Source organism: Brevundimonas sp. (assembly GCF_035998205.1).
Taxonomy (GTDB): Bacteria; Pseudomonadota; Alphaproteobacteria; order Caulobacterales; family Caulobacteraceae; genus Brevundimonas.
The window spans coordinates 880,138-902,634 of sequence record NZ_DASYHT010000006.1; the positions used below are offsets into that span (position 1 = coordinate 880,138).

Below are 22,497 nucleotides of genomic sequence, written 5' to 3' on the forward strand. Positions count from 1 at the left end.
ATCCACGGGGCGGGAACGGGGCAAACGTGCGGGCCTGGATCAACGGACTGACGGCGGCGCTGCTGGTCGGCGTGGTGATCGGCCTGATGCTGACGCCCGACGGGCGCGCCTGGCTGCGCCATCCGACTCTGCTGCTGGGCGGCGGGGCCAACGCCTCGGCCTCGCCCACGCCGGAGGCCGGGCCCGAGGTCGAGACCGTCGCCCCTGCCGTCGCCGCGCCGGTTGCCGCCGGACCGAGGGGCGCGCCGGCAAGCCTTCGCGCTGCCGCCGCGGACGGAACCCTGCGCATCGGCGTGTTCGGCGACTCCATGGCCGACGGCCTGTGGACCGCCCTCTACCGCGACCTCGACGGCGAGGCTGGGGTCGAGGTCATCAAGTTCAGCGAGGTCTCCACCGGCCTGTCGCGCTACGACTATGTGGACATCCAGGCCAAGACCGCCGGCCAGATCGCGGCCCAGCCCATCGACGTCGCCGTGATCCTGTTCGGCACCAACGACGCCCAGGGCATCGAGCTGGACGGGACGGTGCACGCCTTCGGCACTCCTGGCTGGCGCACTGCCTACGCTCGCCGGGTCGACGATCTGGTCAACCTGCTGCGCAGCCGGGGCGTCGCCGTCTACTGGGTCGGCCTGCCCACGATGAAGCGGGAGTCCTTCGACGAGAAGATGCGCCTGATCAACGAGGTGGTCGGCGGGCGCATGCGGGCGCTGAATGTGCCTTACATCGAGACTACCAGTGTCACGGCCGGGCCGGACGGCGGCTATGAGGCCTATCTCCCGGAGAGCCCGGGCGGTCGGCCGCGGCTGATGCGGGCGCATGACGGCATCCACATGACCATGGCCGGCTATCTGAGGATCGCGGCGCCCGTGGCGGATCGCCTGCGCGCCGACGCCGGGCTGGATCAGATCGACACGGGCGCGTGAGCGTGCTTGCGGCGGGGCTGATGGCGGCGACCGTGCTGGCCGCGCCGGGGCAGGAGCGGCCGTGGACGCCTCTCCCGTCGCCCGTCAGCGCCACCTGCCCGGGCGGCGTCTGCCAGCCGGAGGCGCTGCGGCCTCTGGCGCAGGGTGACGGCCCGCTGCGCATCCTCCAGTTCGGCGACAGTCACAGCGCCGCGGGCTGGCTGCCGGAAGCCTGGCGTCGCCGGCTTGAGGCTGGTCTCGGCCGTCCCGTCGAGCTGACGGTCGCAGCCCGGGTGGGGGCCACCCTCGCCAGCCTCCCGCCGCAGCTGCCGGCCGGCGCGCCGGCGCCGGACCTGATCGTGCTGGCCTATGGCACCAACGAGGGGTTCGACGACGGCCTCGACCTCATGGCCTATGAGGCGCGGCTTCGGGCGGAGGTGGCGCGCCTGCAGGCCGCCGCGCCCGGGGCGGTTGTGCTGATCCTCGGCGCGCCCGAGGCGATGCGCGGGGAGGGCGGCGGGACCTGCCCCGACGATCCCGAGGGCCGGTGGCGCGAGCCGGCTCTGCTGCCGCTGGTGCGCGATGTGCAGCACCGGGTCGCGGCGGCGAGCGGCGTCGCGTTCTGGGACTGGCGGGGACGGATGGGGGGACATTGCGCCGCGCACCGGCTGACGCTCGGCCCCGAGCCGTTGATGCGCGGCGACCATGTGCATTTCAACGAGGCCGGCGCGGACTGGCTGGGCGGCCTGCTTGCCGCCGACCTTCTGACCGCCATGCGGGGCCGCTGAGATGCTGTTCCCGACCCTTGAATTCGGCCTGTTCTTCCTCGCCGTCTTCGTCGTGGCCTGGAGCCTCGAGCGCGAGAACGGCCGGCGCAAGCTGTTCCTGCTGCTGGCCAGCTGGGTCTTCTACGCCCAGTGGGACTGGCGCTTCGTCGCCCTGCTGATTTTCAGCGCCGTGCTGAACTGGGGCGTCGCGGCCCTGCTGTCGCGCGAGCATATGCCGCGCAAGAAGCTGCTGGTCGGGCTGGGCGTCGCCGCCAACCTGCTGCTGCTCGGGGTGTTCAAATACTACGGCTTCTTCGTCGAGGAGGCCGGGGCCCTGCTGGCGCGACTGGGCTGGGAGCGCGACCTGCCGCTGCTGGAGATCGTCCTGCCGGTCGGCATCAGCTTCTTCACCTTCCAGGGCATCAGCTATGTGGTCGATGTCTGGCGCGGCAAGACCCCGCCGGCGCGGTCGCTGCTGGACGTCATGCTGCTGATGTCCTTCTTCCCGCATCTGGTGGCCGGGCCCATCGTGCGCGCCTCGGACCTGCTGCCCCAGTTCGACCGCGTGCCGCGCCTGACCCGGGCCATGGCCACCCATGGCCTGCTGCTGATCGCCTGGGGCCTGTTCAAGAAGACGGTGATCGCCTCGGAGCTGGCGGTGAACCTCGTCGATCCGGTGTTCTTCGACCCGTCGGCCCATTCGGCCTGGGACATCGCAGCGGCGACCTATGCCTATGCGGTGCAGATCTACTGCGACTTCTCCGCCTATTCGGACATGGCGATCGGGACCGCGGCCCTGCTGGGCTATTCCTTCCCGCGCAATTTCGACCAGCCCTACCGCGCCAACTCCCTGCAGAGCTTCTGGCGGCGCTGGCACATCAGCCTGTCCAGCTGGCTGCGGGACTACCTCTATGTCCCGCTGGGCGGCGGCCGGGGCGGCCTCTGGTCCTCGTCGCGCAATGTCATGATCACCATGCTGCTGGGCGGGCTTTGGCACGGGGCGGCCTGGACCTTCGTGGCATGGGGCGCGCTGCACGGCGCGGTGCAGGTGATCGAGCGGGTCTGGCGCCACTTCCTCGAGGGCAAGGCCAGCGTGCCGCACTGGCTGGGCGTGATCCTGACCTTCCACGTGGTCTGTCTCGGCTGGATCCTGTTCCGCGCCGAGAGCTTCCCGCTGGCCATGGAGATGCTGGCCGGTCTGGCGCGGCCCGGCCCGGTCGAGGTGCTGACGCCCTTCCTGCTGACCTTGATCGTCGGCGGTCTCGCCATGCACTGGCTGCCGCCGCGGGCGGTCGAGGGGCTGGCGGTGCGCCTGCAGGCGGCCCCGTCCCTGACCCTCGGCGTGCTCGTCGGCCTCGCCATCTTCCTCGTCGAGGCGGTGCGCCCCGAGGGCGTGGCCCCCTTCATCTACTTCCAGTTCTGAGCCGGGGAGGACCGCATGAGTGAGCCGCGCGAGCCCGTCGATCCGCCGCCCGGCCCCTTCGTCGTGCCGCCCCAGGCCTCGCCTTTCCCGCCGCTGGACGGGGAGGGGAGCAGCGACGCCAGGTCGGACTGGAACAGGGGCGCCGACGCCCACGACCTGGCGGGGACGTCCGGCCGCCTCGACGCCCTGCGGCGTTTCGCCTTCCCGCCGGACGAGCCTCCGGGCGAAGCCGAGCTGGCGGCGCGCGATCTGCGCTGGACGTCGCGCGTCATCCTCGTGACCACCGTCGTGCTCCTCATCTTCAACATCGCCGCCGTGCAGAACTGGGCGCGCCAGCAGGCCCCGGGATGGGGCTCGGCCACGGTGCGCGAGCTGGCCGACGTCTGGGACGCGCGCATGGCCCTGCTCGGCGCGGACCAGCCGCGGCAGGGGCTGCGCGAGGCCTATGCGGCCTTCCGCGACGCGCGCTTCCCGGGCCAGGAGGGCGCGACGGAAGATCGCGACTGAGAACGCGTTGCAATCACCGGCGGCTGTGGTAGGGAGAAGCATTCGCATCTGCCCGTCGGGTCGCCCGTGTACGTCTGCAACTGCAACGGCATTCGCCAGCGTGAAGTGGCCGCCGCCATCGAGGCCGGGGCCCGCCGCCCGCGCGAGATCTTCCAGCGCCACGGCTGCAGCGCCCAGTGCGCAAAGTGCGTCTGCGAGATGCGCGAGATGATCCAGGCGCAGACCTCGTCCTACGCCCTCGCGGCCGAGTAGCTGCGTCCGATTTTCAGAAGCGCTTTCAATGTGTTGAAAAGCGCTCGCAACTGATCCGCGCGCGGAATCGCATGGTATTGTGTCGCTCAGGCAGGGCGCGGACTCCCGACGCGCCGAGACACAGGACCATGGCCATGCGCGGCGACCCGGCGATCATCCGCACCCTCAACGGCATCCTCACCAACGAGCTGACGGCCGTGAACCAGTATTTCCTGCACGCCCGCATGTTCGAGAACTGGGGCCTCAAGCGCCTCGGCGAGATCGTCTACAAGGAATCGATCGGCGAGATGAAGCACGCCGACCTGCTCATCAAGCGGGTGCTGTTCCTCGACGGCCTGCCGAACCTGCAGGACCTGCACAAGCTGAAGATCGGCGAGAGCTGCGTCGAGTGCCTCGAGGCGGACCTGCAGCTGGAGCTGGACGGCCGCACGGCCCAGATCGCCGCCATCACCCAGTTCGAGGAAGCGAAGGACTACGTCAGCCGCCAGATCGTGCTGGATATCCTGTCGGACACCGAGCACCACATCGACTTCCTCGAGACCCAGCTGCAGCTGGTGGCCCAGCTGGGCGAGCAGAACTACCTGCAGTCCGCGCTCGGCGAGCTGACGGGCGAGGAGCACTAAACCCACCCCGGAACTCCGGGCCGCCGGAGCCATTCCCCTCCTCGACGCAGAGGAGATCAGAAATGCCGGGCAGGGTGACGGAACGGGTGCGGTCGGCGCTCAACGCCAACCACAGGGATGCGGGTCACGTGGTGGCCGGACTGGCGGTGGCCGCCGGCGCGACTTTGGTGACCACCTGGTTCGCCACCCGCCTGACGCCGCCGGCGTCCGGGCCCGCCATCACGGAGCGCCCCCGCGGGCCGTTCGCCCTGATCCTGCCGGCCGCCCTGTCCGCGGGCAGCCTGTCCTTGTTGCGGGTGTGGAATGCGCCGAGGTCGCCGTCGCGCGGCGCCGCCCTGCGGCTGTGGGGGGCGGCCCAGCTGGCCAATGCGCTCTGGCTCGGCGTGCGGCCGCGGTCGCTGGCCGGGCAGATGCTGGCGGCGATGAGCACCGCCGGCATGGCCGCTGCCTTCGCCAACCGGGCGCGCGAGGTGGATGAGGACGCCGGCAAGCTGGCGGCGCCGATGGGCGGCGGCGTGCGCCTCGGCAATCGCCTCGACGCCGCCGCCGGTTCCGACTAGTCGAGTTCGGTGATCAGCAGGGTGCCCGACGACAGGCCGCCGCTGTAGGTGCCGATCCAGATGTCATAGGTGCCGCTCTGCGGATTGCCGAAGCGGACGAGCGGGTTCGTCCCTTCGCCGCTGTCGTCGTCGCAGTACCATTCGCCATTCGGGCCATTGATCACCAGGGTGGTGTCGGCCGAGGCCTGAACCTTGATGATGAGCGGCCAGTTGCCGGCGCTGTAGGTCAGCTCGAAGTCCGGCGCGTTGCTGATGTAGCCGCGGCACGACGAGCTCACGGCGGACTGGGCTTCGATCGAGCCGCCCGGCGTCACCGACACGCGGTACGGATCCGGATCGAAGCCGGCGTTGAGGCGGGCGCTGCCCGACACGGCCGGCAGCGAATAGTCCTGGGCGGCGGCGACGCCGGCGATGGCGGTCAGGGCGAGCGCGGCGGCGCCTGCGGCGAGACGGGTGATCGGCATTGGAATGCTCCCTCGAGAGTCGGCCCCCCGGCCGATGTGAAGGCATCCAAAGGCCTTGCCTGCCTGCGGTCAAGCTCTGCCCGACCCGTAGCGGGTCACCCGGGGTCGCCGATCCAGCCCTGCCGTTGGCCAAAGCCCAGCACCAGCGCCGGCCAGGCCTCGGCCGGCTTTCCGGCGATCAGCCGCACGCCAAAGCCGTGGCCCCCCTCGTGGAACAGGTGGGCCTCGGCGGCCACCTCGTTGCGGCGCAGGGTCTCCAGCAACATCAGGCTGTTCTCCGGCGGCACCGGCTCGTCGTCGAGGGCGTGAATCAGGATCGTGGGGGCGGCCCCGCGCCAGTCCATCTGCTCCAGCGACCAGGCGGCGATCGCCGCGTCGGTCGGCGCGGGGCCCAGGAGTTGGGCGCGCGATCCAGCGTGGGCGAACGGATCGCTCAGGGTCACGACCGGGTACAGCAGAACGGTCAGGTCCGGCCGGTGCGGCAGGGCGTCGGCGCTGTCGACCGCCGCATAGGTGGCGTCCGTCCGCGCCGCCAGAAGCCCGGCCAGATGCCCGCCGGCCGAGGCGCCAAGCACCGCCACGCGGGTCGGGGCCAGTCCCTCGGCGGCGGCGCGGGCGCGCACCAGACGCAGCGCCCGCTGGGCGTCCTGCAGCGGCGTGTCCGGACCGGCGGCCCAGCCATCGGCGGGCAGGCGATAGCGCAGAACGTAGCAGGTGACGCCCGCCGCGGCGAACACCCGGGCCACGTCCAGTCCCTCCTTGTCGACCACGGCCCAGCGGTAGCCGCCGCCCGGGATCAGCAGCAGGCTGGCCCCGTTCGGCCGCGCCGGCCGCACGACCGTCAGCAGCGGGTCGGTGGTGTACTGGGCGAAGCGGTCCCGGTAGGCCGGATCGGTCGAGCGCTCGACCACGACCGGGGTGACCGTCACGCCCTCGCCGCCGGGCGCGCCGTCGGGCCAGAGCCGCACGGTCTCGGTCGGGTCCGGCGGCGCCACGGCCTGGGCGGCGGCGGCGGTGGTCGTCCCCACGCCGGCCCCGGCGATCCCGGCGGCGATCAGCTGGCGTCGGTCGAGGCTCACGCCAGCTCCACGGCCATGGCGATCGCCTCGCCGCCGCCGATGCACAGGGAGGCCACGCCCTTGCGGCCGCCGCGGGCCTGCAGCGCCGCCAGCAGAGTGGCCATGACCCGCGCTCCGGAGGCCCCGATCGGGTGGCCCAGGGCGCAGGCGCCGCCGTTCACATTCACCCGGGCGTGGTCGATCTCCATCTCGCGCATGGCGATCATCGGCACGACCGCGAAGGCCTCGTTGATCTCCCACAGGTTGACGTCGGCGACGGACCAGCCGGCCTTCTTCAGGGCCTTCTGCATGGCCGGCACCGGGGCGGTGGTGAACAGGCCCGGCTCGTGGGCGTGGGCAGCGTGCGCCGCCACACGAGCGACGATCGGCAGGTTCAGCGCCCGCGCCACGCTCTCGCGGGTCATGACGAGGGCCGCGGCGCCGTCGGAGATCGAGCTGGCGTTGGCGGCGGTGATGGTGCCGTCCTTCGCGAAGGCGGGCTTCAGCGTCGGGATCTTGGCCGGATCGGCCTTGAGCGGCTGTTCGTCCTGGCTGACGGTCTCGGTGCCCTTGCGGCTGGTCACCTCGACCGGGACGATCTCGGCGGCGAAGGCGCCGGTCTCGGTCGCCGCGCGGGCGCGGCCCAGGCTCTCGATGGCGTAGGCGTCCTGGGCCTCGCGGGTGAACTGGTACTGGCGCGCCGTGTCCTCGGCGAAGGCGCCCATCAGCTTGCCGGGGGTGTAGGCGTCCTCCAGCCCGTCCAGATACATGCTGTCGCTGATGACGTCGTGGCCGATGCGGGCCCCGCCGCGGTGCTTGGCCATGACATAGGGGGCGCCGGTCATCGACTCCATGCCGCCGGCGACGATGACCTCGACCGTGCCGGCCGCGAGGGCGTCATGGGCCATGGCGGCCGCCTGCAGGCCCGAGCCGCACATCTTGTTGACGGTGGTCGCCTCCACATGCAGCCCCAGCCCGGCGCCGACCGCCGCCTGGCGCGCCGGGGCCTGACCGAGACCTGCCGGCAGGACGCAGCCCATCAGGATCTGTTCGATCCGCGCCGGATCGACCCCGGCCCGCGCAACCGCCGCCTTCACCGCTGTCGCGCCCAGCTCGGTCGCCTTGACCCCGGACAGGGCGCCCTGGAAGCCGCCCATCGGCGTGCGGGCGAAGGAACAGATGACGACGGGATCGGACATGGCGGGAGTCTCCTCTTTGACCGGCGATTAGGGGAGGGGAAGGCTCCAAGGCAAGCGCTGCCCCGTCAGACGCCCGTCGCGCCGGGCGTCGCTCCGGGTTCGGATTGGCAACCCACTTGCCAAATCGCTGACGCAGGGTCACTTTTCAGGGATGGGCCGCACCGCCGACTATTCGCGTCAATCCTGCTCCATCGCCGCCACCCTGGAGGTGATCGGCGACCCGTGGACCCTGCTGGTGATCCGCGACGCCTTCAACGGCCTGACCCGGTTCGAGCAGTGGCAGGAGCATCTGGGCGTCGCCCGCAATGTGCTCGCCGCCCGCCTCAAGAGCCTGGTGCAGCACGGGGTGCTCGAGCCGCGCCTCTATTCCGAGCGCCCGCCGCGCAACGAATATGTGCTGACCGCCAAGGGCAAGGACCTGTACGGCGTCCTTGTCACCCTGCACGGCTGGGGCGCGAAGCATGTCTATGGCGAGGCCGACAGCGGCATCGACATGGTGCACAAGACCTGCGGCCACACGCTGGAGCCGCGCATCGCCTGCGCCTGCTGCGGCGAGATCGTCAAACCGCGCGATATCGCCCTGACCCGCGCCGAGAACCGCCCCACGGTCGGCGACGTCCTGCCGAGGGAAGAGGCGGCCTGAGACCTCAGCCGCCGCGTAACGCGATCAGCGGGATGACAATCTCTTCCTCGTCGTCGAGGTGACGGTCCAGCAGCGGGGCGGCGGCGTCCAGTGCATCGGCGAGACGCAACAGCCCGTCGCGGGCCTCCGGCGAACGCATCTGCGCGGCCTGGTGAAACGCCAGCCCGGCGGCGTGCAGCTGCTCCAGCCGTCCGTGGACCACGTCGTGATCCTGATCGAGCAGGGCCAGCCCGGCCTCGACCTCGGGGGCGAGGGCGCGGAACTGCGGAAAATAGTGGCCGCTCTCGATCCGGTGGTGGTGATCGAGATGCTGCAGGAAGCCGCCCAGGAGGCCGATCAGGCGCGGGTGCAGGGCCAGCGGGTCGGCGCCGGCGGCGCGGCCTGCGTCACCGAGGCGGCGCATTTCCACCTGCTGGGCGCGGAAGCCGTCGTGCATCTGCAGCCAGAAGCGGGCGGTGGGGTGCAGGTCCGGCCGGACCCAGCTCTCGCGCGGCCATTGGCCCAGCCATGGCCGCAGGGCCTCAGGCAGGCCAGTGCGGGTAGCGAGCGACAGGTCGGGCGGGGAGAGCATCGGCTGCACTTAGGCCGCCGACGCCGGACCCGCCAGAGGCGCGATGTCGCCTCAGGCGGCGGCGCGGTGCGGCGACGCCACGGCACGGTGGCCGAGATTGAAGTGGTCGATGCTGCGCTCCAGCGTCTTGGCCTCGGTGGCCAGCTGGCGGCTGGCGGCGGTCGCCTGTTCGGTCATGGCCGCGTTCTGCTGGGTGATCTCGTCGATCTGGGCGATCGCCGACCGCACCTCGCCCAGCCGGTCGGCCTGGCTGCGCGCCGCCGAGGCGATGCCGCCGGCCAGCTCGTCCACCTTGGCCACGCTCTCCCCGATCTTCGCCAGGGCGTTGCCGGTGCGGGCCACCAGATCGACGCCGCGCGACACCTCGCCGGACGAGCGCTGGATCAGGGCGCGGATCTCGCCGGCGGCCTCGGCCGACCGCTGGGCGAGGGCCCGGACCTCCGAGGCCACGACGGCGAAGCCGCGGCCGGAGTCGCCCGCGCGCGCCGCCTCGACCCCGGCGTTGAGCGCCAGAAGGTTGGTCTGGAAGGCGATCTCGTCGATCAGGGCGACGAACTTGCCCACCTCCTCGGAGGACTCGCGGATGGCGCCCATGGCCTCGGTGGCCTCGGCCACGACGGTGATGCCGCTGTCGACCTCGCGGCGGGCCGCCACGGCGGCGTCGGCGCTTTCCCGGGCGGCGTCGGCAGTGGCTTCGACCGACTGGGCGATCTGCTGGGTATTGGTCGAGGTGGTCTCCACCGTCGCCGCCTGTCGCTCGGTGCGCGAGGCGAGATCGTCCGAGGCGATGGCCAGTTCGTTGGAGCCGCTGGTCACCGCCGCCGCGCTGGCCGTCACGTTCGCGAAGGCGCTGCGCAGGGCCGCCACCGCGGCGTTGAAGTCGTCCTTCAGGCTCTGGTGCTCCGGCGACACCTGGGTGGTGATCTCGAACGAGAGATCACCGTCGGCGACCTTGCGCAGGGCCTCGGTCAGGAGATCGACGACCTGACGCTGGTGCGCCTCGGCATCGGCGCGGGCTGCCTCGGCCCGGTCGCGCTCCGCCTGCAGGGCGTCCAGGTAGGTGGAGATGGCCAGCTCCATGTCCAGCAGGACCCGGCTGCCGATTTCCGCCGTCGCGTCGGCGGTCTTGCGGTCATGCTCGCGGTCAAACGCCTTGCGCGGGCGCAGGCAGACCGAGCGCAGCATGTGGCCGAGGATCTCGGCATAGCCGCCGATGTACCAGCGGGGCGCGAGGCCGATGCGGGCGTGGACCTGGCCGATCACCTTGACCGAGGCGGCATAGTCCTCGTCGGCGCGGCCCTGCAGGATGGCTTCCCAGTGCCGGGTCTGGGCGCTGCGGGCGGCGCTGATGTGCGCCTCGTCGCGGAAGAAGCGGCGCGTCTCCGGCTGACTGCGCACCTTGTCGTAGAACCGGCCGAGCGCGTCGGGCAGGGCGGCGCGCATGAGCCCTTCGAGACTGGCGTAGCCCGGCGACCGGCGCTCCAGCCCCATGAACCCTACACGGACATCGATTTCAGAGCCTGACACGGGCGGAATCTCCACAATCCCTGTGTGGTGAAGACTCGGCCCGAAGTTGTTTCCGAAACCTGAACCCTGGCCTAGGGGCTCGTCCGTAAAGAGGTCAAATCGCCACAGGGCGTGTACTGGCGATAAAGCCGCCGCCGAGCACCCGGTCGGGGTCCGCCGGATCGTAGAGCACGCAGGCCTGGCCGGGCGCCACGCCTTCCTCGCCGGCGTCGAACACCACCGCGGGGCCGTCGTCGGTCAGCGCAAGGCGGGCCGGGGAGGGCTGTCGCGTCGAGCGCACGCGCGCCAGAACCGGCTGGCCCTGCGCCGCCGCGGCCGCGAGGTCCGGCGCGTCGCCGAGCCAGTTGACCTCTTCCAGCGTCAGGGCGGCGGTCAGCAGCGCCTCGCGCGGACCGACGATCACCCGTCGGGTCTCCGGCTCCAGCCGGATGACGAACAGGGGCTCGCCCAGCGCCACGTTCAATCCGCGCCGCTGGCCGATGGTGAAGTCAGTGATGCCGCCGTGCGCGCCGAGCACCCGGCCGTCGAGGTGGACGATCTCGCCCGGCTCCCGCCCTTGCGGCCGGAGGCGGTCGATCAGGGTGCGGTAATCGCCGTTGGGGACGAAACAGATGTCCTGGCTGTCGGGCTTGGCCGCCAGCTTGAGGCCCAGCTGGGCCGCCACGCCGCGCACCTGCGGCTTTTCCAGATCGGCCAGCGGGAAGCGCAGATAGTCCAGCTGCGCCGCCGTGGTGGCGAACAGGAAGTAGGACTGGTCGCGGGCCGGGTCGATGGCGCGGCGCAGCTGCGGCCGGCCGTCGGGACCGACGGCGCGGCGGACATAGTGGCCGGTGGCCATGGCCTCGGCGCCCAGATCTCGGGCCACGTCCAGCAGGTCCCGGAACTTCACGGTCTGATTGCAGCGGATGCAGGGGACCGGCGTCTGGCCCTTCAGATAGCTGTCGGCGAACTGGTCGATGACGGCGTCGCGGAAGCGGCTTTCATAGTCCAGCACATAGTGCGGGATGCCGATGGCGTCGGCGGCCAGCCGGGCGTCGTGGATGTCCTGACCGGCGCAGCAGGCGCCCTTCTTCTTCAGGGCCGCGCCGTGGTCGTAGAGCTGCAGGGTGACGCCGACCACCTCGTAGCCGGCGCGCGCCAGAAGGGCGGCCACCACGGTGGAGTCGACGCCGCCGGACATGGCGGCCACCACCCGCGCGCCGACCGGCAGCCCGACCGCCGCGCGTGCGGCCTCGACCGCCCCGTCGAGGTCGGCGGGGGCGATGGCGGGGATCGGGCAGGCGGGCTCGATGAGCGACATGGCCGCCATGTAGTCGCGAACCGCGGCGATTTCGAGGGGCGAGCCTGAGGGCGGCGCCACCGGCGCCGTGGGGAAATGGTCAAGATGGCCATCGCCTGCATCCAGAGGCGCCCCTGCGAGCCTCCTCAAATCTGGGGCGCGTCGCACTGGCCCCGATCGAGGGGACGTTCAATGCCGAAGCTCAACCTGTGTCTGGCCATGATGGTCGCCGGGCTTGTCGCCGCCGCGCCAGCGGCCGTGGCCCAGGATCGCGCCGCCCTCGGACCGGCCCTCGATGACTTCGTGCAAATGGCGATGACCCGTGTCGAAGCCGTCCCTGGCCTCGCCATCGCTGTGGTCGACAGGCAGGGCTTGATCCATGCCGCAGGGTTCGGCGTAGCCGACATCGAGACCGGCGCGCCAGTGACTGTGGACACGCCCTTCTACATCGCTTCGGCCACCAAGCCGTTCACGGCGCTTGCGATCGCGCTCATGGATCAGCGGGGGCAGCTCGACCTCGATGCGCCGCTGGCGGCGTGGTCGGTCGGTTCCGGCATTCCGCAGGAGGTCGCCGAGACGGTGACGCTGGGGGATCTGCTCAGCCATCAGTCGGGGGTGAGAAATGAGCCGATCGCCTTCCGCGTTGCGTTCAGCGGCGACTGGACGCCCGACGTGCTGTGGCGGCTGACGTCCGAGACCATCCCCAATGAGGCCGCGCCTCACGGCCGCTTCATGTACACCAACGCCGGCTACAACCTCGCCACGGTGCTTCTGGAACAGCGCTGGGGCCGGGACTGGCGAGCCCTGGTCGAGGAGGACGTGCTTTTTCCCCTCGGCATGACCCGGACGACGGCCCGGATCGATGCCCAGCGGGCGGCCGGAACGCCCATCTCGGCCGGCCACTCCGGCGATCAACCCGGGCAGGCCCGGCGCTCGCCGCTCCAGAAGGTCGACGCCACGATGCAATCGGCGGGCGGGCTCATGTCCAGCGCCTCGGACATGGCGCTGTGGCTCGAGGCGCAGATCAACGACGGCGTTGTCGGCGGCCGCCGGGTGTTGCCGGCCGGCTTGATCGCCGCGACACATGTCCCGAGGGTCGCCCTCGACAGTCGTTCGGGGCCCTACATGCGCGAGGGGTACGGGCTGGGCTGGTACACGGGACGCTACGGCGAGGACCTGCTCGTGCACCATTTCGGGGGCTTCTCGGGCTCCCGCGCCCACGTCTCGCTGATGCCCGACAGGGGGCTCGGGGTCGTGGTCATGGTCAACGAGGATCTGGTGGCGGGCGAGCTCGCCGACGTCGTCGCAAACTATGTTTATGACTGGCTGGGGGGGCTGCCGGATGTCGATGCCGTCCATGCCGCCCGGGTGGATGCCCTGGTGGAGACGCGGGATGCCCGTCGCACGCGGCTGGCGGCCGGCCTTGAGGAGCGAAGCGGACGCGCGCGGACGTTGAGCCTGCCGGATACGGCCTACGCCGGCGACTATCACAGCTCGGCCCTCGGCCGCCTGACGGTGAGGGCCCGGCCGGAAGGGCTCGCATTCGCGATCGGCCAGTTGCATGCCGTCGCCGGCCACGGCGCGCAGTCGGAGACCGTGCGCGTGGAGCTGGTCCCGTTCCAGGGTATGGTGGCCGAGTTCGAGGTCCGCGACGGCGTGCCGGTCGCTGTCAGCCTGGCCGGCGCCCGGTTCGTCCGCGAGTGACTCAGCCGTAGTTGAAGCTGATCGAGATGCGTTCCGACTTCGCGGCGTTGGCCGGCACCTCGTGGCGCAGCCAGCTTTCCCACATCAGCACCGTCCCCGGCTGCGGCGTCAGATAGACGAAGGGCTGCTCCGCGGTCGGCGCGTCGGGCCGGACCGTCGGCCGCGCCATCATCATCGCCAGACGCGGGTCTTCCAGCTTCAGCGCCGAGGCGCCCGGCGGGGTCTCGACGTAGACGGTGCCCGAAAGGATGGCGTGGGGGTGGATGTGGCCCGTGTGGCCGCCGCCCGGCTTGAGGATGTTGACCCAGAGATTGTCCAGCCGCGGCTTGCGCGCGAGGTCGAAGTTGAGCGCCCTGGCATAGGCCGCCGCGTGCCGGTCCAGCCGGCGCTTCAGCTCGGCGAACTCTGGAAAGCGCCGGGGCAGGTCGGTCAGCGAGCCGTAGGAGGTGTAGCCGCGGTAGGCGTGGGCCCTGCACCAGGCGCGGCCGGCGCCGTCCTCCTCGGCGAGCAGGCGGCAGACATCGGCGAGGGCGCCGTTGAGGTCCTCGAAGTCAGGCTCGGCGGCCAGCGAGGCCTCATAGACCTGGGTGACGAACAGGGGGCGCAGGGTCATGGGGCGGGCCTAGTCGAACAGGAGGGCGAGGGCGAGGCAGCCGGCGACGGCGCCGGTCAGCTGCAGCCGCAGCGCCCCGTACCAGCCGGGGCTCCGGCCCTGCCGCACGGTCAGGAGGTCGTAGGCCAGCAGGCCCAGGAAGGCGACGAGACACAGCAGCAGGCCCGCGTCGCGCGGCTGCAGCAGCGCGGCCCAGGCGACCAGCGCCGGGATCACCGAGGCCGCCAGCCGCTGCCCGTCCACCGGCGTCTCGCGGATCGCCAGGCCCCATTGGGCCCCGCCCATGAAGGACAGGATGGCGGCGGCATAGGCCAGCAGGATCGGCTCCGGTCGCAGGCCGGGCAGGCGCAGCTCCAGCGCCGTGGCGAAGGCGAAGACGGCGAAGGGGATGACGCCGGCCCAGCCCAGCAGCAGGGCAGGGCGGGGGATGGCGGTGTCGGTGTCGGTCATGCGGTTTGCCCTCGCGTGCGGAAGCCTGTATAGGCGCGCCCTCGCGTTCCGGGCCACCCGTCCGGAGCGCGTAAATCCGTGGGAGGCCGCCATGCCGCACCACGGCTCACCGGCCCGGACGTCCGTTCGGGTCTCACATGGAGAGAGCAATGGCCAAGAAGATTCTCGGCTACATCAAGCTGCAGGTGCCCGCGGGCTCCGCGACGCCCTCGCCGCCGATCGGCCCGGCCCTGGGTCAGCGCGGCGTCAACATCATGGGCTTCTGCAAGGAGTTCAACGCGCGCACCGAGAAGGAAGCCAAGGGGACGCCCCTGCCGACCGTGATCACGGTCTATCAGGACAAGAGCTTCACCTTCGTCACCAAGACCCCGCCCGCGACCTTCTTCCTGAAGCAGGCGGCCGGCATCAAGTCGGGCGCCAAGGCGACCGGCCGTGAGTTCGCCGGCAAGATCACCCGCACCCAGCTGCGCGAGATCGCCGAAAAGAAGATGAAGGACCTGAACGCGAACGATCTCGACGCCGCGTCGAAGATCATCGAGGGCTCGGCCCGCGCGATGGGCCTGCAAGTGGTGGAGGGCTAAGCACATGGCCAAGCAACCCAAGCGCATCCAGGCCTGGACCGGCGACCGCGAGTCGCTGCTGCCGTTCAGCGACGCCATCAAGCTGGTCAAGGAAAACGCCAAGGCCAAGTTCGACGAGTCGATCGAGATCGCCGTCAACCTGGGCGTCGACCCGCGTCACGCCGACCAGCAGGTCCGCGGCGTGGTCAACCTGCCGTCGGGCACTGGCCGCGACGTCCGCGTCGCCGTCTTCGCCAAGGACGCCAAGGCCGATGAAGCCCGCGCCGCCGGCGCGGAACATGTCGGCGCCGAGGATCTGTTCGAGAAGATCAACGGCGGCTTCATGGACTTCGACCGCGTCATCGCCACCCCGGACATGATGGGTCTGGTCGGTCGTCTCGGTAAGGTGCTGGGCCCGCGCGGCCTGATGCCGAACCCGAAGGTCGGCACCGTCACCCCGAACGTCGGCCAGGCGGTCAAGGACGCCAAGGGCGGCGCCGTGGAGTTCCGCGTCGAGAAGGCCGGCATCGTGCACGGCGGCATCGGCAAGGCGAGCTTCACCCAGGACGCCCTGGAGGCCAACGTGAAGGCCTTCGTCGACGCCCTGACCCGCGCCAAGCCGTCGGGGGCCAAGGGCACCTACGTCAAGCGCATCAGCCTGTCCTCGACGATGGGCCCGGGCGTGAAGGTCGATCCGGCGTCGCTGAACGCCTGATCCGGTCTTGAGACTGAACAGGGGCGGCGGGTCTTCAGGGCTCGCCGCCCTTTTTCTTGCCCGCCTGGCTAGCCGGACGTATCTTTCAGCTAGATCGGAGCGCGGCATGGCCTTTCACATCCGGGACGAGAAGACCGATGCGCTGGCGCGGGAGCTGTCCCGTCGCACCGGAAAGGGACTGACCGAAAGCGTCCGGCTGGCGCTGGAAAGCGAGCTGGATCGGCGCGATCGCGAGGTGGCGCGACGGCGTGCGGCAGTTGACGCCTTCCTCCGCGAAATGGATGCCTTGCCCAAGACCGGAGAGGTGGCGGACAAGGCGTTCTTTGATGAGCTGTCCGGCGATTGATGTTCGCCGACGCCTCGGCGCTTTGCGCCATTCTCAATGACGAGGTCGATCGCGCGGATTTCCTGGCCGCGATCATGGACGCCGACGAGGTGGTTATCTCGCCGATCGTGGCGTGGGAATGCGTCAGGGCGATCTCGAAGCACCACGCGATCCCGCCGGGCGAGGCCGCGCAGCGTTTCGCCAGATTCGAGACTCTCGCAGGCTTCCGCATCGTCGGCATTGGCCGCCCCGAGCAGCGCCTTGCGGTCGAGGCCTTCGAGCGGTTCGGCAAGGGCCGTCATGCGGCCCGCCTGAACATGGGCGACTGCTTCGCCTATGCCTGCGCCCGCTCGCATGACCTGCCTCTTCTGTTCAAGGGCGACGACTTCACCCACACCGACATCGCCCGCGTGCCATTATCGGGGCGAGGCCCCGGTTGATTTCCGCGCGCCTTCGTCTATAGAGCCCGCTTCCCGCATCGGCCCTGCCGGTGCGGACCTGTCCGAGAACTTCGGGGTTCGGGGGTCACCCGGACCGTAAGCGTGGAACGGCCGTTCCACCCTGGGGGGAGATGGGGATGCGATGATCTCCGGCCGGTCGGCCCGCGTATCGCGGGGCGAGCGCACGGGTTCAACCTTCCTTCGGACATTGACGACCGGTCGCGAACGTCCCCCGGGGCGCGCGCGGCCACACGCCGTCGGGGCCTGTCCCGGCGGTGAACGCGTATACGGAGACCGCAATGGACCGCGCACAAAAGGCCGAGTCGATCGAGACGCTGAAGGGCGTCTTCGCCGACGCCGGCGCCGTGGTCGTGACCCACAACCTGGGTCTGACCGTTGCGGAGATGGAAGATCTGCGTGGCCGCCTCCGCAAGGAAGGCGCCGCGTACAAGGTGGTCAAGAACCGCCTGGCCCTGAAGGCCCTGCAGGCTCCCGAGGGCAGCGACTATCACTCGCTGTTCAAGGGCCCGGTCGGCATCGCTTTCGCGCCGGATCCGGTGACCGCCGCCAAGGTGACGGCCGAATTCGCCAAGGGGAACGACAAGTTCGTGATCCAGGGCGGCTTCATGGGCGAGAAGGTTCTCGACGCCAAGGGCGTGGACGCGCTGTCCAAGCTCCCGTCGCTGGACCAGATCCGCGCCAGCCTGATCGGTCTGCTGAACGCCCCGGCCACCAAGGTCGCCGGCGTCATCCAGGCCCCGGCCGGCCAACTGGCTCGCGTTGTCGGCGCCTACGCCGCCAAGGACGCGGCCTGAGCCACCTCCATCTCCATTCAAGACCTCAATCCCGATTTTCCCGAAGGAAACTGAACTATGGCTGACCTGTCCAAGATCGTTGAAGACCTGTCCTCGCTGACCGTCCTCGAAGCCGCCGAACTGGCCAAGCTTCTGGAAGAAAAGTGGGGCGTCTCGGCCGCCGCTCCGGTGGCCATGGCCATGCCGGCTGGCGGTGGCGCTGGCGCCGCTCCGGCGGAAGCCGCTGAAGAGCAAACCGAGTTCACCGTCGTCCTGGTCGACGGCGGCGACAAGAAGATCAACGTCATCAAGGAAGTCCGTGGCGTCCGCACCGACCTGGGCCTGAAGGAAGCCAAGGACCTGGTCGAAGGCGCGCCGCAGAACGTCGTCGAGAACGTCTCCAAGCAGCAAGCCGAAGAGATCAAGAAGAAGCTCGAGGAAGCCGGCGCCAAGGTCCAGATCAAGTAAGATCCGGATCGCCGCGTCCGCCGACGGCGGATTACGGTTCGGGACGGGCCCGGTGGGAAACCACCGGGCCCGTTCTGCATTGGGGGTTGGCGCAGGCCGCGGGGCGTCCCCATCTCCCGCGCCGCATCTGAAAGGACTCCCCGATGAAAATCCTCATGGTTCTGACCTCGCACGACCGCCTTGGCGACACGGGCCAGAAGACCGGCTTCTGGCTGGAGGAGTTCGCGGCGCCCTTCTATGCGCTGCAGGACGCCGGCGCCGAGGTCACCCTGGCCTCGCCGAAGGGCGGGCAGCCCCCGCTCGATCCCAAGAGCGACGAGCCCGACGCATGGACCGCGGCGACCGAGCGCTTCCGGGCTGACCCGGCGGCGCAGGCGGCGCTGGCCGCCACGACGCCGCTCTCGCAGATCGATGCGGCGGACTTTGACGCCGTCTTCTACCCGGGCGGGCACGGCCCCCTGTGGGACCTCGCCGAGGACCGCAACTCCATCGCCCTGATCGAGGCCTTCGCCCGGGCCGGCAAGCCGGTCGGGGCCGTCTGCCACGCCCCGGGCGTGCTGCGCCACGTCAAGGGGCCGGATGGCGAGTTCCTGGTGAAAGGCCGCAAGGTGGCGGGCTTCACCAACAGCGAGGAGGCGGCGGTCGGCCTGACCGACGTCGTGCCGTTCCTGGTCGAGGACATGCTCAAGGCCAATGGCGGTCTCTACAGCCGGGGGGACGACTGGGCCCCCTATGCGGTCAGCGACGGCGGGCTGGTGACCGGCCAGAACCCGGCCTCCTCCGAAGCCGCCGCCGAGGCTCTTCTCGACCTGCTGAAATAGGCCGCGAGCTCGCGGGGGCGTTTACCGCCCCCGCGCCGCGAGGATGTCGCCGATCCGGTCGGGCGTCCCGGCGACCCGCTCCAGCCGCGGGTGGCGCAGGCCCTCGCGCCAGTCGAAGTTGAGGGTGCGGACCCGGTCGCCGTTGCGCACCACCAGCGTCAGCGGGCCGCCGGACTTCGCCGCGGTGATGGCGGCGCGCAGCGCCTCGGCCGAGGGGGCGCGATCGTTGACGGCGATCAGGTCCCAGCCGACGCCGAGGCCTTGCTCGAACGCCGGCGAGCCCCAGACCACGCCGCCGATGCGGCCGTTGCCCGCGAGGGTGAAGCCCAGCGAGTAGCGGAAGTCATTGGCCCAGCCGGGGCTGACGGCCTTCTCCACGGCGCTGGGCTCCTCGACCCAGGTCAGCCGGTAGCCGCCGCGCTCGATGCCGCCGAGCGGCGCGCGCGCATCGGGGCCCACGGCGTCCAGCCGGCCGCGCAGGAAGCCGGCCCAGTCGTGCGGATGCACCGCGTTCAGCGCCTCGACCAGCTCCTCGAAGGTGTAGCCGCGCGCCTGCGCCTCGCCATCCAGTCGGCCGAAGAAGGCGCGCGCGAAGTCGTCGAGCGAACGCCGGCCGCCGGTGCCCTCGCGGATCAGGGTGTCCGCGTCGAGCCAGACCAGCAGGGCCTCATCGTAGTAGTCCGTGGTGGTCCGCATCCACGACGGCCACTGGCCCGGGACCCGGTAGCCCAGCAGGTTGTGGTTCTGGGTGTCGTGCAGGGCCCGCCACTGGCGGCCCGGCTGGGTCTGGTAGAAGGCGGCGTGCCCGGCGAAGCTCGCCAGCGTCTCCTCGGTGGTGGCAAGGCCGGCGCGCGCGGCCAGCACCTCGCCCCAGTAGGAAGTCAGCCCCTCATAGACGAACATCAGGGTGTTCTGGGTCGGCACGTTGTAGTTCGCCGTCAGCTCGTCGGCGGGCCGCATGTACTTGCCGTTCCACGAGTGGACGTATTCGTGCGGCAGCAGCTGGCGCGAGCCCAGGCCTCCGGTTCCGCGCCGGAAGAAGTCGGGGGCGACGGTGTTCTCGGACGAGCGGTGGTGCTCCAGCCCGATGCCGCCCAGCCGGCTGGTGGCGCCCACGAGGAACTCGTAGCGATCGAAGGGCCGGGCGCCGAACAGCCGGTCCGCCTGAACGACCATGGCCCGGTAGCGATCGATCAGTCCGGGCGCGGCCTCCAGCTGGCCGGCCTCGTCGGCGACCAGGCTGAGGTGCACCGGGGAGGGGCCGTCGGCGTCCAGCGCAAAACGGCGGTAGTGCTCGCCGGCGAACATCGGGCTGTCCACGAGGGTGTAGAGGCTGACGGGGGCGAAGCGCACGACCTCGCCGTCGCGCGCAACCTCGTCGAGCGCGACCCCGAACCCCCAGCCTTCCGGCAGGCGGATCGAGGGCTCGACCATGATGCCCGTGGCGGCATAGCCGGCCGGATAGAGGATGGCCTTCTCCCACTGCATGTTGACCATGCCGGGGGTCTGGACCACGCGCCACGGGCCGCCGTCGGGCTGGGTTAGCCACTGGAAGGCGACCTCGACCTCGGCCACGTCCGCGGGCACGTCGAGGTGGAAGGCGTAGGGTTCCAGGGTGTCGCGGACCCATTCCAGCCGACGGCCGTCCGGCGCGGTGACGGTCAGGCCGGCGAGCAGCTGGATCGGACCGGTGTCGGCGTGGTTGCCCGGCAGGTAGGCCGGATAGAGCAGGGTCATCGGCCCCGGCGCGGCGACCGGGACGGTCTGGCGCACGCTGATGATACGGCGGTCGCGGTCGGTGACGTCGGCCTGGTAGCGGATCACCCCGGGATAGGCGGCGCGGGTCGGGGCCGGGATAGCCGGCTGGGCGCGGGGCAGGGCGAGGGCGGCCTCGCGAGGGGCGGTCACCACCGGGGTCTGGGTGAGCGCGGGGGCGGCCGCGGCGAGGACGAGGGCGGCCACGCCGGCCGACAGGAACAGTTTCATGGGGGACCCCGGTACGGACTCGCCGCGACGCGCGGCGGGCGCAGATCAGGGCGCCCGCCCGGCAGCGTCAACCCGTCTCAGGTCGCCGGTCGCACCTCGAGCAGCTCGACCGTGAAGCGCAGGGCCGAGTTGGGCGGGATCTCCCCGCCGCCGGCGCCGCGCGACCCGTAGGCGAGGTCGGCCGGGATCAGGAACTCGAAGGTCTCGCCGGTGCGCATCAGGCCGACGCCCTCGGTCCAGCCGCGAATGACGCGGTTGAGCGGGAAGCTGGCGGGTTCGCCGCGGCTGTAGGAACTGTCGAACTCGCGCCCGTCGATGAAGGTCCCGCGATAGTGCACGACCACCGTGTCCCGCGCCGCCGGCTGGACGCCGGCCGGGCGGGCCGGGCCGACGCGGCGGTACTGCAGGCCGCTGGCCGTGGTGGTCCAGCCGCGCCGTTCGCCATTCCATGCCAGGTGCGCGCCCTGGGCGGCCTCCCAGTCGGTCTGCAGGCCCGCGGGCGGCGCAGCCGCCACGGGCGGCGGCGGCGGGGCGCAGGCGGCGAGGGCGGCGGCGGCCAGAAGGGCGGCAAGGGCAGGGGCGGCGCGGGTCATGCGGGAACGCTAGCCAGCGTCGCCGCCGCCCACAAGCCGGGACCGCCGCGCTTCGAGGAAGCGGCGCTCCGCCGGGGCGGGCTCAAGCGCCAGCGCAGAGTCACAGGCGGCGACCGCCTCCACGCGACGACCCAGCCGCGCCAGCAGGTCCGCCCGCGCCGCCTGCCACGGCAGCCAGTCCGGCGCCGCAGCGCCGTCGAGCGCCATCAGGGCTGCGGCGGGGCCCTCGACCTCAGCCAGGGCCACGGCCCGGTTGACCTGGATCACGGTGTCCGCACGGTGGGTCAGGAGCTGGTCGTAGAGACCGAGAATGCCGCTCCAAGGCGTGACCCCCGTGCGCCGGCGGTCGGCGTGGGCGGCGTGGATTGCCGCCTGGAGAGCGCGCGCACCTGGCGGACGCCGCTGCTGCTGCGCGAGGGCCGCCGACCGGCCGAGGAAGCTCTCGCCGGCGTCGAGGAGCTGTCCGTTCCAGTCGCGCACATCCTGCTCGGTCAGGGGACGGAGCGCCCCGTCGGCGTCGAGACGGGCGGGCCGACGCGCCTCGGCCAGATGGATCGTCGCCGCCAGGGCCTGGACCTCGGCGTCGTCGGGCGCCAGTTCCGCCAGCAGGGCGGCCAGACGCAGCATCTCCCGGGCGAACGCCGCGTGCGGTCCCGCCAGCGCCGCATCGGCGTGAGCCTGGGCGTAGGCGATCTCGAGCGTCGACAGCACCGCATCCATGCGCTCGGGCCAGGCCTCGCGCGCCGGGACCTCGAACGGCACCCCGGCGTCGGCGATCTTGCGCCGCGCCCGCACCAGCCGCTGGGCCAGGGTCGGTTCCGGGATGAGGAAGGCGCGGGCGATCTCGGCCGGCGCCATCCCGCACACCGTGCGCAGGGTCAGGGCGGCGCGCGCCTCCGGAGCGACGGCCGGATGACAGCAGATAAAGATCAGGCGCAGGCGTTCATCGGGGATCGGCGCCTCGGCGGCCATCATGAGGTCCTCCGGCGTGGGCGCGGGCAGCGGTTCGTCCGGCCGGTGCGTCTGCGCCGTCGTGCGCCGTCGCAGGCTATCGAGCGCGGTCCGCCTGGCCACTGTATAGAGCCAGGCCGCCGGGTCGCGCGGGGGCGCCTGCGTCCAGGCGCCTTGCGCCCGGACGCAGGCCTCGGCGAATGCCTCCTCGGCGAGGTCGAGATCGCGGAAGGCGGCGGCAAGGGCGGCGATGATCCGGCCGCCGTGCTCCCGGAAGGTCTGTTCGAGGAGGCAGCTCACCC

The 22,497-nt window shown here is 71.3% G+C and carries 27 protein-coding genes; 16 read left to right on the top strand and 11 right to left on the bottom strand.

What is annotated here, in order from left to right:
* The first annotated feature begins 26 nt into the window (after positions 1-26).
* The 7 genes from VGN74_RS14400 to VGN74_RS14430 all read left to right on the top strand — a co-directional run bounded on the left by VGN74_RS14400 (position 27) and on the right by VGN74_RS14430 (position 5,034).
* On the top strand, positions 27-923 hold the full coding sequence (locus VGN74_RS14400; RefSeq protein WP_327449401.1) for a DUF459 domain-containing protein: 897 nt from the start codon (positions 27-29) through the stop codon (positions 921-923).
* Entirely contained in the window at positions 920-1,690 is a 771-nt protein-coding gene (locus tag VGN74_RS14405) for a GDSL-type esterase/lipase family protein (RefSeq protein ID WP_327449403.1), read from the top strand. Before VGN74_RS14400 ends, VGN74_RS14405 begins: the two co-directional genes overlap by 4 nt.
* A gap of 1 nt (position 1,691) precedes the next feature.
* Complete coding sequence (locus VGN74_RS14410) at positions 1,692-3,092, top strand: MBOAT family protein (RefSeq protein ID WP_327449405.1); 1,401 nt, start codon at positions 1,692-1,694, stop codon at positions 3,090-3,092.
* A 15-nt stretch (positions 3,093-3,107) separates the two neighbouring features.
* Positions 3,108-3,599, top strand: a complete 492-nt coding sequence (locus tag VGN74_RS14415; protein ID WP_327449407.1) for a hypothetical protein — start codon at positions 3,108-3,110, stop codon at positions 3,597-3,599.
* Positions 3,600-3,665: 66 nt separating this feature from the next.
* The gene (locus VGN74_RS14420; RefSeq protein ID WP_327449409.1) at positions 3,666-3,851 is read left to right on the top strand and encodes a (2Fe-2S)-binding protein; all 186 of its coding nucleotides are present in this window, start codon (positions 3,666-3,668) and stop codon (positions 3,849-3,851) included.
* Between the two features lie 134 nt (positions 3,852-3,985).
* On the top strand, positions 3,986-4,474 hold the full coding sequence (gene bfr, locus VGN74_RS14425; RefSeq protein WP_327449523.1) for a bacterioferritin: 489 nt from the start codon (positions 3,986-3,988) through the stop codon (positions 4,472-4,474).
* 62 nt (positions 4,475-4,536) lie between these two features.
* Entirely contained in the window at positions 4,537-5,034 is a 498-nt protein-coding gene (locus VGN74_RS14430; RefSeq protein WP_327449411.1) for a TspO protein, read from the top strand.
* Here the strand turns inward: VGN74_RS14430 and VGN74_RS14435 are convergent.
* The 3 genes from VGN74_RS14435 to VGN74_RS14445 all read right to left on the bottom strand — a co-directional run bounded on the left by VGN74_RS14435 (position 5,031) and on the right by VGN74_RS14445 (position 7,755).
* Positions 5,031-5,498, bottom strand: a complete 468-nt coding sequence (locus VGN74_RS14435) for a peptidase S1 (protein WP_327449413.1) — start codon at positions 5,496-5,498, stop codon at positions 5,031-5,033. The two genes, VGN74_RS14430 and VGN74_RS14435, sit on opposite strands and share 4 nt — an antisense overlap.
* A gap of 95 nt (positions 5,499-5,593) precedes the next feature.
* On the bottom strand, positions 5,594-6,577 hold the full coding sequence (locus VGN74_RS14440) for an alpha/beta hydrolase (RefSeq protein WP_327449415.1): 984 nt from the start codon (positions 6,575-6,577) through the stop codon (positions 5,594-5,596).
* Positions 6,574-7,755, bottom strand: coding sequence for an acetyl-CoA C-acyltransferase (locus VGN74_RS14445; protein ID WP_327449417.1), 1,182 nt, complete (start codon positions 7,753-7,755; stop codon positions 6,574-6,576). Before VGN74_RS14445 ends, VGN74_RS14440 begins: the two co-directional genes overlap by 4 nt.
* A 151-nt stretch (positions 7,756-7,906) precedes the next feature.
* Here VGN74_RS14445 and VGN74_RS14450 point away from each other — a divergent pair, with 151 nt between their 5' ends.
* The gene (locus tag VGN74_RS14450; protein ID WP_327449419.1) at positions 7,907-8,398 is read left to right on the top strand and encodes a helix-turn-helix domain-containing protein; all 492 of its coding nucleotides are present in this window, start codon (positions 7,907-7,909) and stop codon (positions 8,396-8,398) included.
* A gap of 4 nt (positions 8,399-8,402) precedes the next feature.
* Here the strand turns inward: VGN74_RS14450 and VGN74_RS14455 are convergent, their stop codons facing one another.
* From VGN74_RS14455 to mnmA, 3 genes are all read right to left on the bottom strand, one after another.
* Positions 8,403-8,969: a hemerythrin domain-containing protein gene (locus VGN74_RS14455; RefSeq protein ID WP_327449421.1), complete on the bottom strand. Its 567-nt coding sequence runs from the start codon at positions 8,967-8,969 to the stop codon at positions 8,403-8,405.
* Positions 8,970-9,020: 51 nt separating this feature from the next.
* On the bottom strand, positions 9,021-10,496 hold the full coding sequence (locus VGN74_RS14460; protein WP_327449423.1) for a globin-coupled sensor protein: 1,476 nt from the start codon (positions 10,494-10,496) through the stop codon (positions 9,021-9,023).
* A 94-nt stretch (positions 10,497-10,590) separates the two neighbouring features.
* Positions 10,591-11,805, bottom strand: coding sequence for a tRNA 2-thiouridine(34) synthase MnmA (gene mnmA, locus VGN74_RS14465; RefSeq protein ID WP_414643576.1), 1,215 nt, complete (start codon positions 11,803-11,805; stop codon positions 10,591-10,593).
* A gap of 162 nt (positions 11,806-11,967) precedes the next feature.
* Between mnmA and VGN74_RS14470 the strand changes: the two genes are divergently transcribed.
* Positions 11,968-13,479, top strand: coding sequence for a serine hydrolase (locus VGN74_RS14470; protein WP_327449427.1), 1,512 nt, complete (start codon positions 11,968-11,970; stop codon positions 13,477-13,479).
* A gap of 1 nt (position 13,480) precedes the next feature.
* Here VGN74_RS14470 and VGN74_RS14475 read toward each other — a convergent pair whose 3' ends face one another.
* Both VGN74_RS14475 and VGN74_RS14480 read right to left on the bottom strand, forming a co-directional pair.
* A complete protein-coding gene (locus tag VGN74_RS14475; protein ID WP_327449429.1) occupies positions 13,481-14,092 on the bottom strand; it encodes a TIGR02466 family protein in 612 nt (203 codons plus the stop codon).
* Between the two features lie 9 nt (positions 14,093-14,101).
* Complete coding sequence (locus VGN74_RS14480; RefSeq protein ID WP_327449431.1) at positions 14,102-14,542, bottom strand: DUF3429 domain-containing protein; 441 nt, start codon at positions 14,540-14,542, stop codon at positions 14,102-14,104.
* A 149-nt stretch (positions 14,543-14,691) separates the two neighbouring features.
* Between VGN74_RS14480 and rplK the strand changes: the two genes are divergently transcribed.
* From rplK to VGN74_RS14515, 7 genes are all read left to right on the top strand, one after another.
* Positions 14,692-15,123 (top strand): 50S ribosomal protein L11, encoded by a 432-nt coding sequence (gene rplK / locus VGN74_RS14485; protein WP_298276601.1) that lies wholly within the window; start codon positions 14,692-14,694, stop codon positions 15,121-15,123.
* 4 nt (positions 15,124-15,127) lie between these two features.
* Complete coding sequence (gene rplA / locus VGN74_RS14490; RefSeq protein WP_327449435.1) at positions 15,128-15,817, top strand: 50S ribosomal protein L1; 690 nt, start codon at positions 15,128-15,130, stop codon at positions 15,815-15,817.
* A gap of 106 nt (positions 15,818-15,923) precedes the next feature.
* Complete coding sequence (locus tag VGN74_RS14495) at positions 15,924-16,163, top strand: type II toxin-antitoxin system VapB family antitoxin (protein WP_327449437.1); 240 nt, start codon at positions 15,924-15,926, stop codon at positions 16,161-16,163.
* Complete coding sequence (locus tag VGN74_RS14500; protein ID WP_327449439.1) at positions 16,163-16,582, top strand: type II toxin-antitoxin system VapC family toxin; 420 nt, start codon at positions 16,163-16,165, stop codon at positions 16,580-16,582. Before VGN74_RS14495 ends, VGN74_RS14500 begins: the two co-directional genes overlap by 1 nt.
* A gap of 299 nt (positions 16,583-16,881) precedes the next feature.
* Complete coding sequence (rplJ, locus tag VGN74_RS14505) at positions 16,882-17,397, top strand: 50S ribosomal protein L10 (protein WP_327449440.1); 516 nt, start codon at positions 16,882-16,884, stop codon at positions 17,395-17,397.
* A 57-nt stretch (positions 17,398-17,454) separates the two neighbouring features.
* Positions 17,455-17,844 (top strand): 50S ribosomal protein L7/L12, encoded by a 390-nt coding sequence (gene rplL, locus VGN74_RS14510; RefSeq protein WP_327449441.1) that lies wholly within the window; start codon positions 17,455-17,457, stop codon positions 17,842-17,844.
* A 143-nt stretch (positions 17,845-17,987) separates the two neighbouring features.
* A complete protein-coding gene (locus VGN74_RS14515; protein WP_327449442.1) occupies positions 17,988-18,665 on the top strand; it encodes a type 1 glutamine amidotransferase domain-containing protein in 678 nt (225 codons plus the stop codon).
* A gap of 21 nt (positions 18,666-18,686) precedes the next feature.
* Here the strand turns inward: VGN74_RS14515 and VGN74_RS14520 are convergent, their stop codons facing one another.
* The 3 genes from VGN74_RS14520 to VGN74_RS14530 form a co-directional block, all read right to left on the bottom strand.
* Positions 18,687-20,651, bottom strand: coding sequence for a peptidase M61 (locus tag VGN74_RS14520; protein ID WP_327449443.1), 1,965 nt, complete (start codon positions 20,649-20,651; stop codon positions 18,687-18,689).
* Positions 20,652-20,728: 77 nt separating this feature from the next.
* Positions 20,729-21,244 carry an FKBP-type peptidyl-prolyl cis-trans isomerase gene (locus VGN74_RS14525; RefSeq protein WP_327449444.1) on the bottom strand — a complete coding sequence of 172 codons (516 nt, stop codon included), beginning with the start codon at positions 21,242-21,244 and terminating at the stop codon, positions 20,729-20,731.
* A 9-nt stretch (positions 21,245-21,253) separates the two neighbouring features.
* A complete protein-coding gene (locus VGN74_RS14530) occupies positions 21,254-22,495 on the bottom strand; it encodes an RNA polymerase sigma factor (RefSeq protein ID WP_327449445.1) in 1,242 nt (413 codons plus the stop codon).
* Between the last annotated feature and the right edge of the window lie 2 nt (positions 22,496-22,497).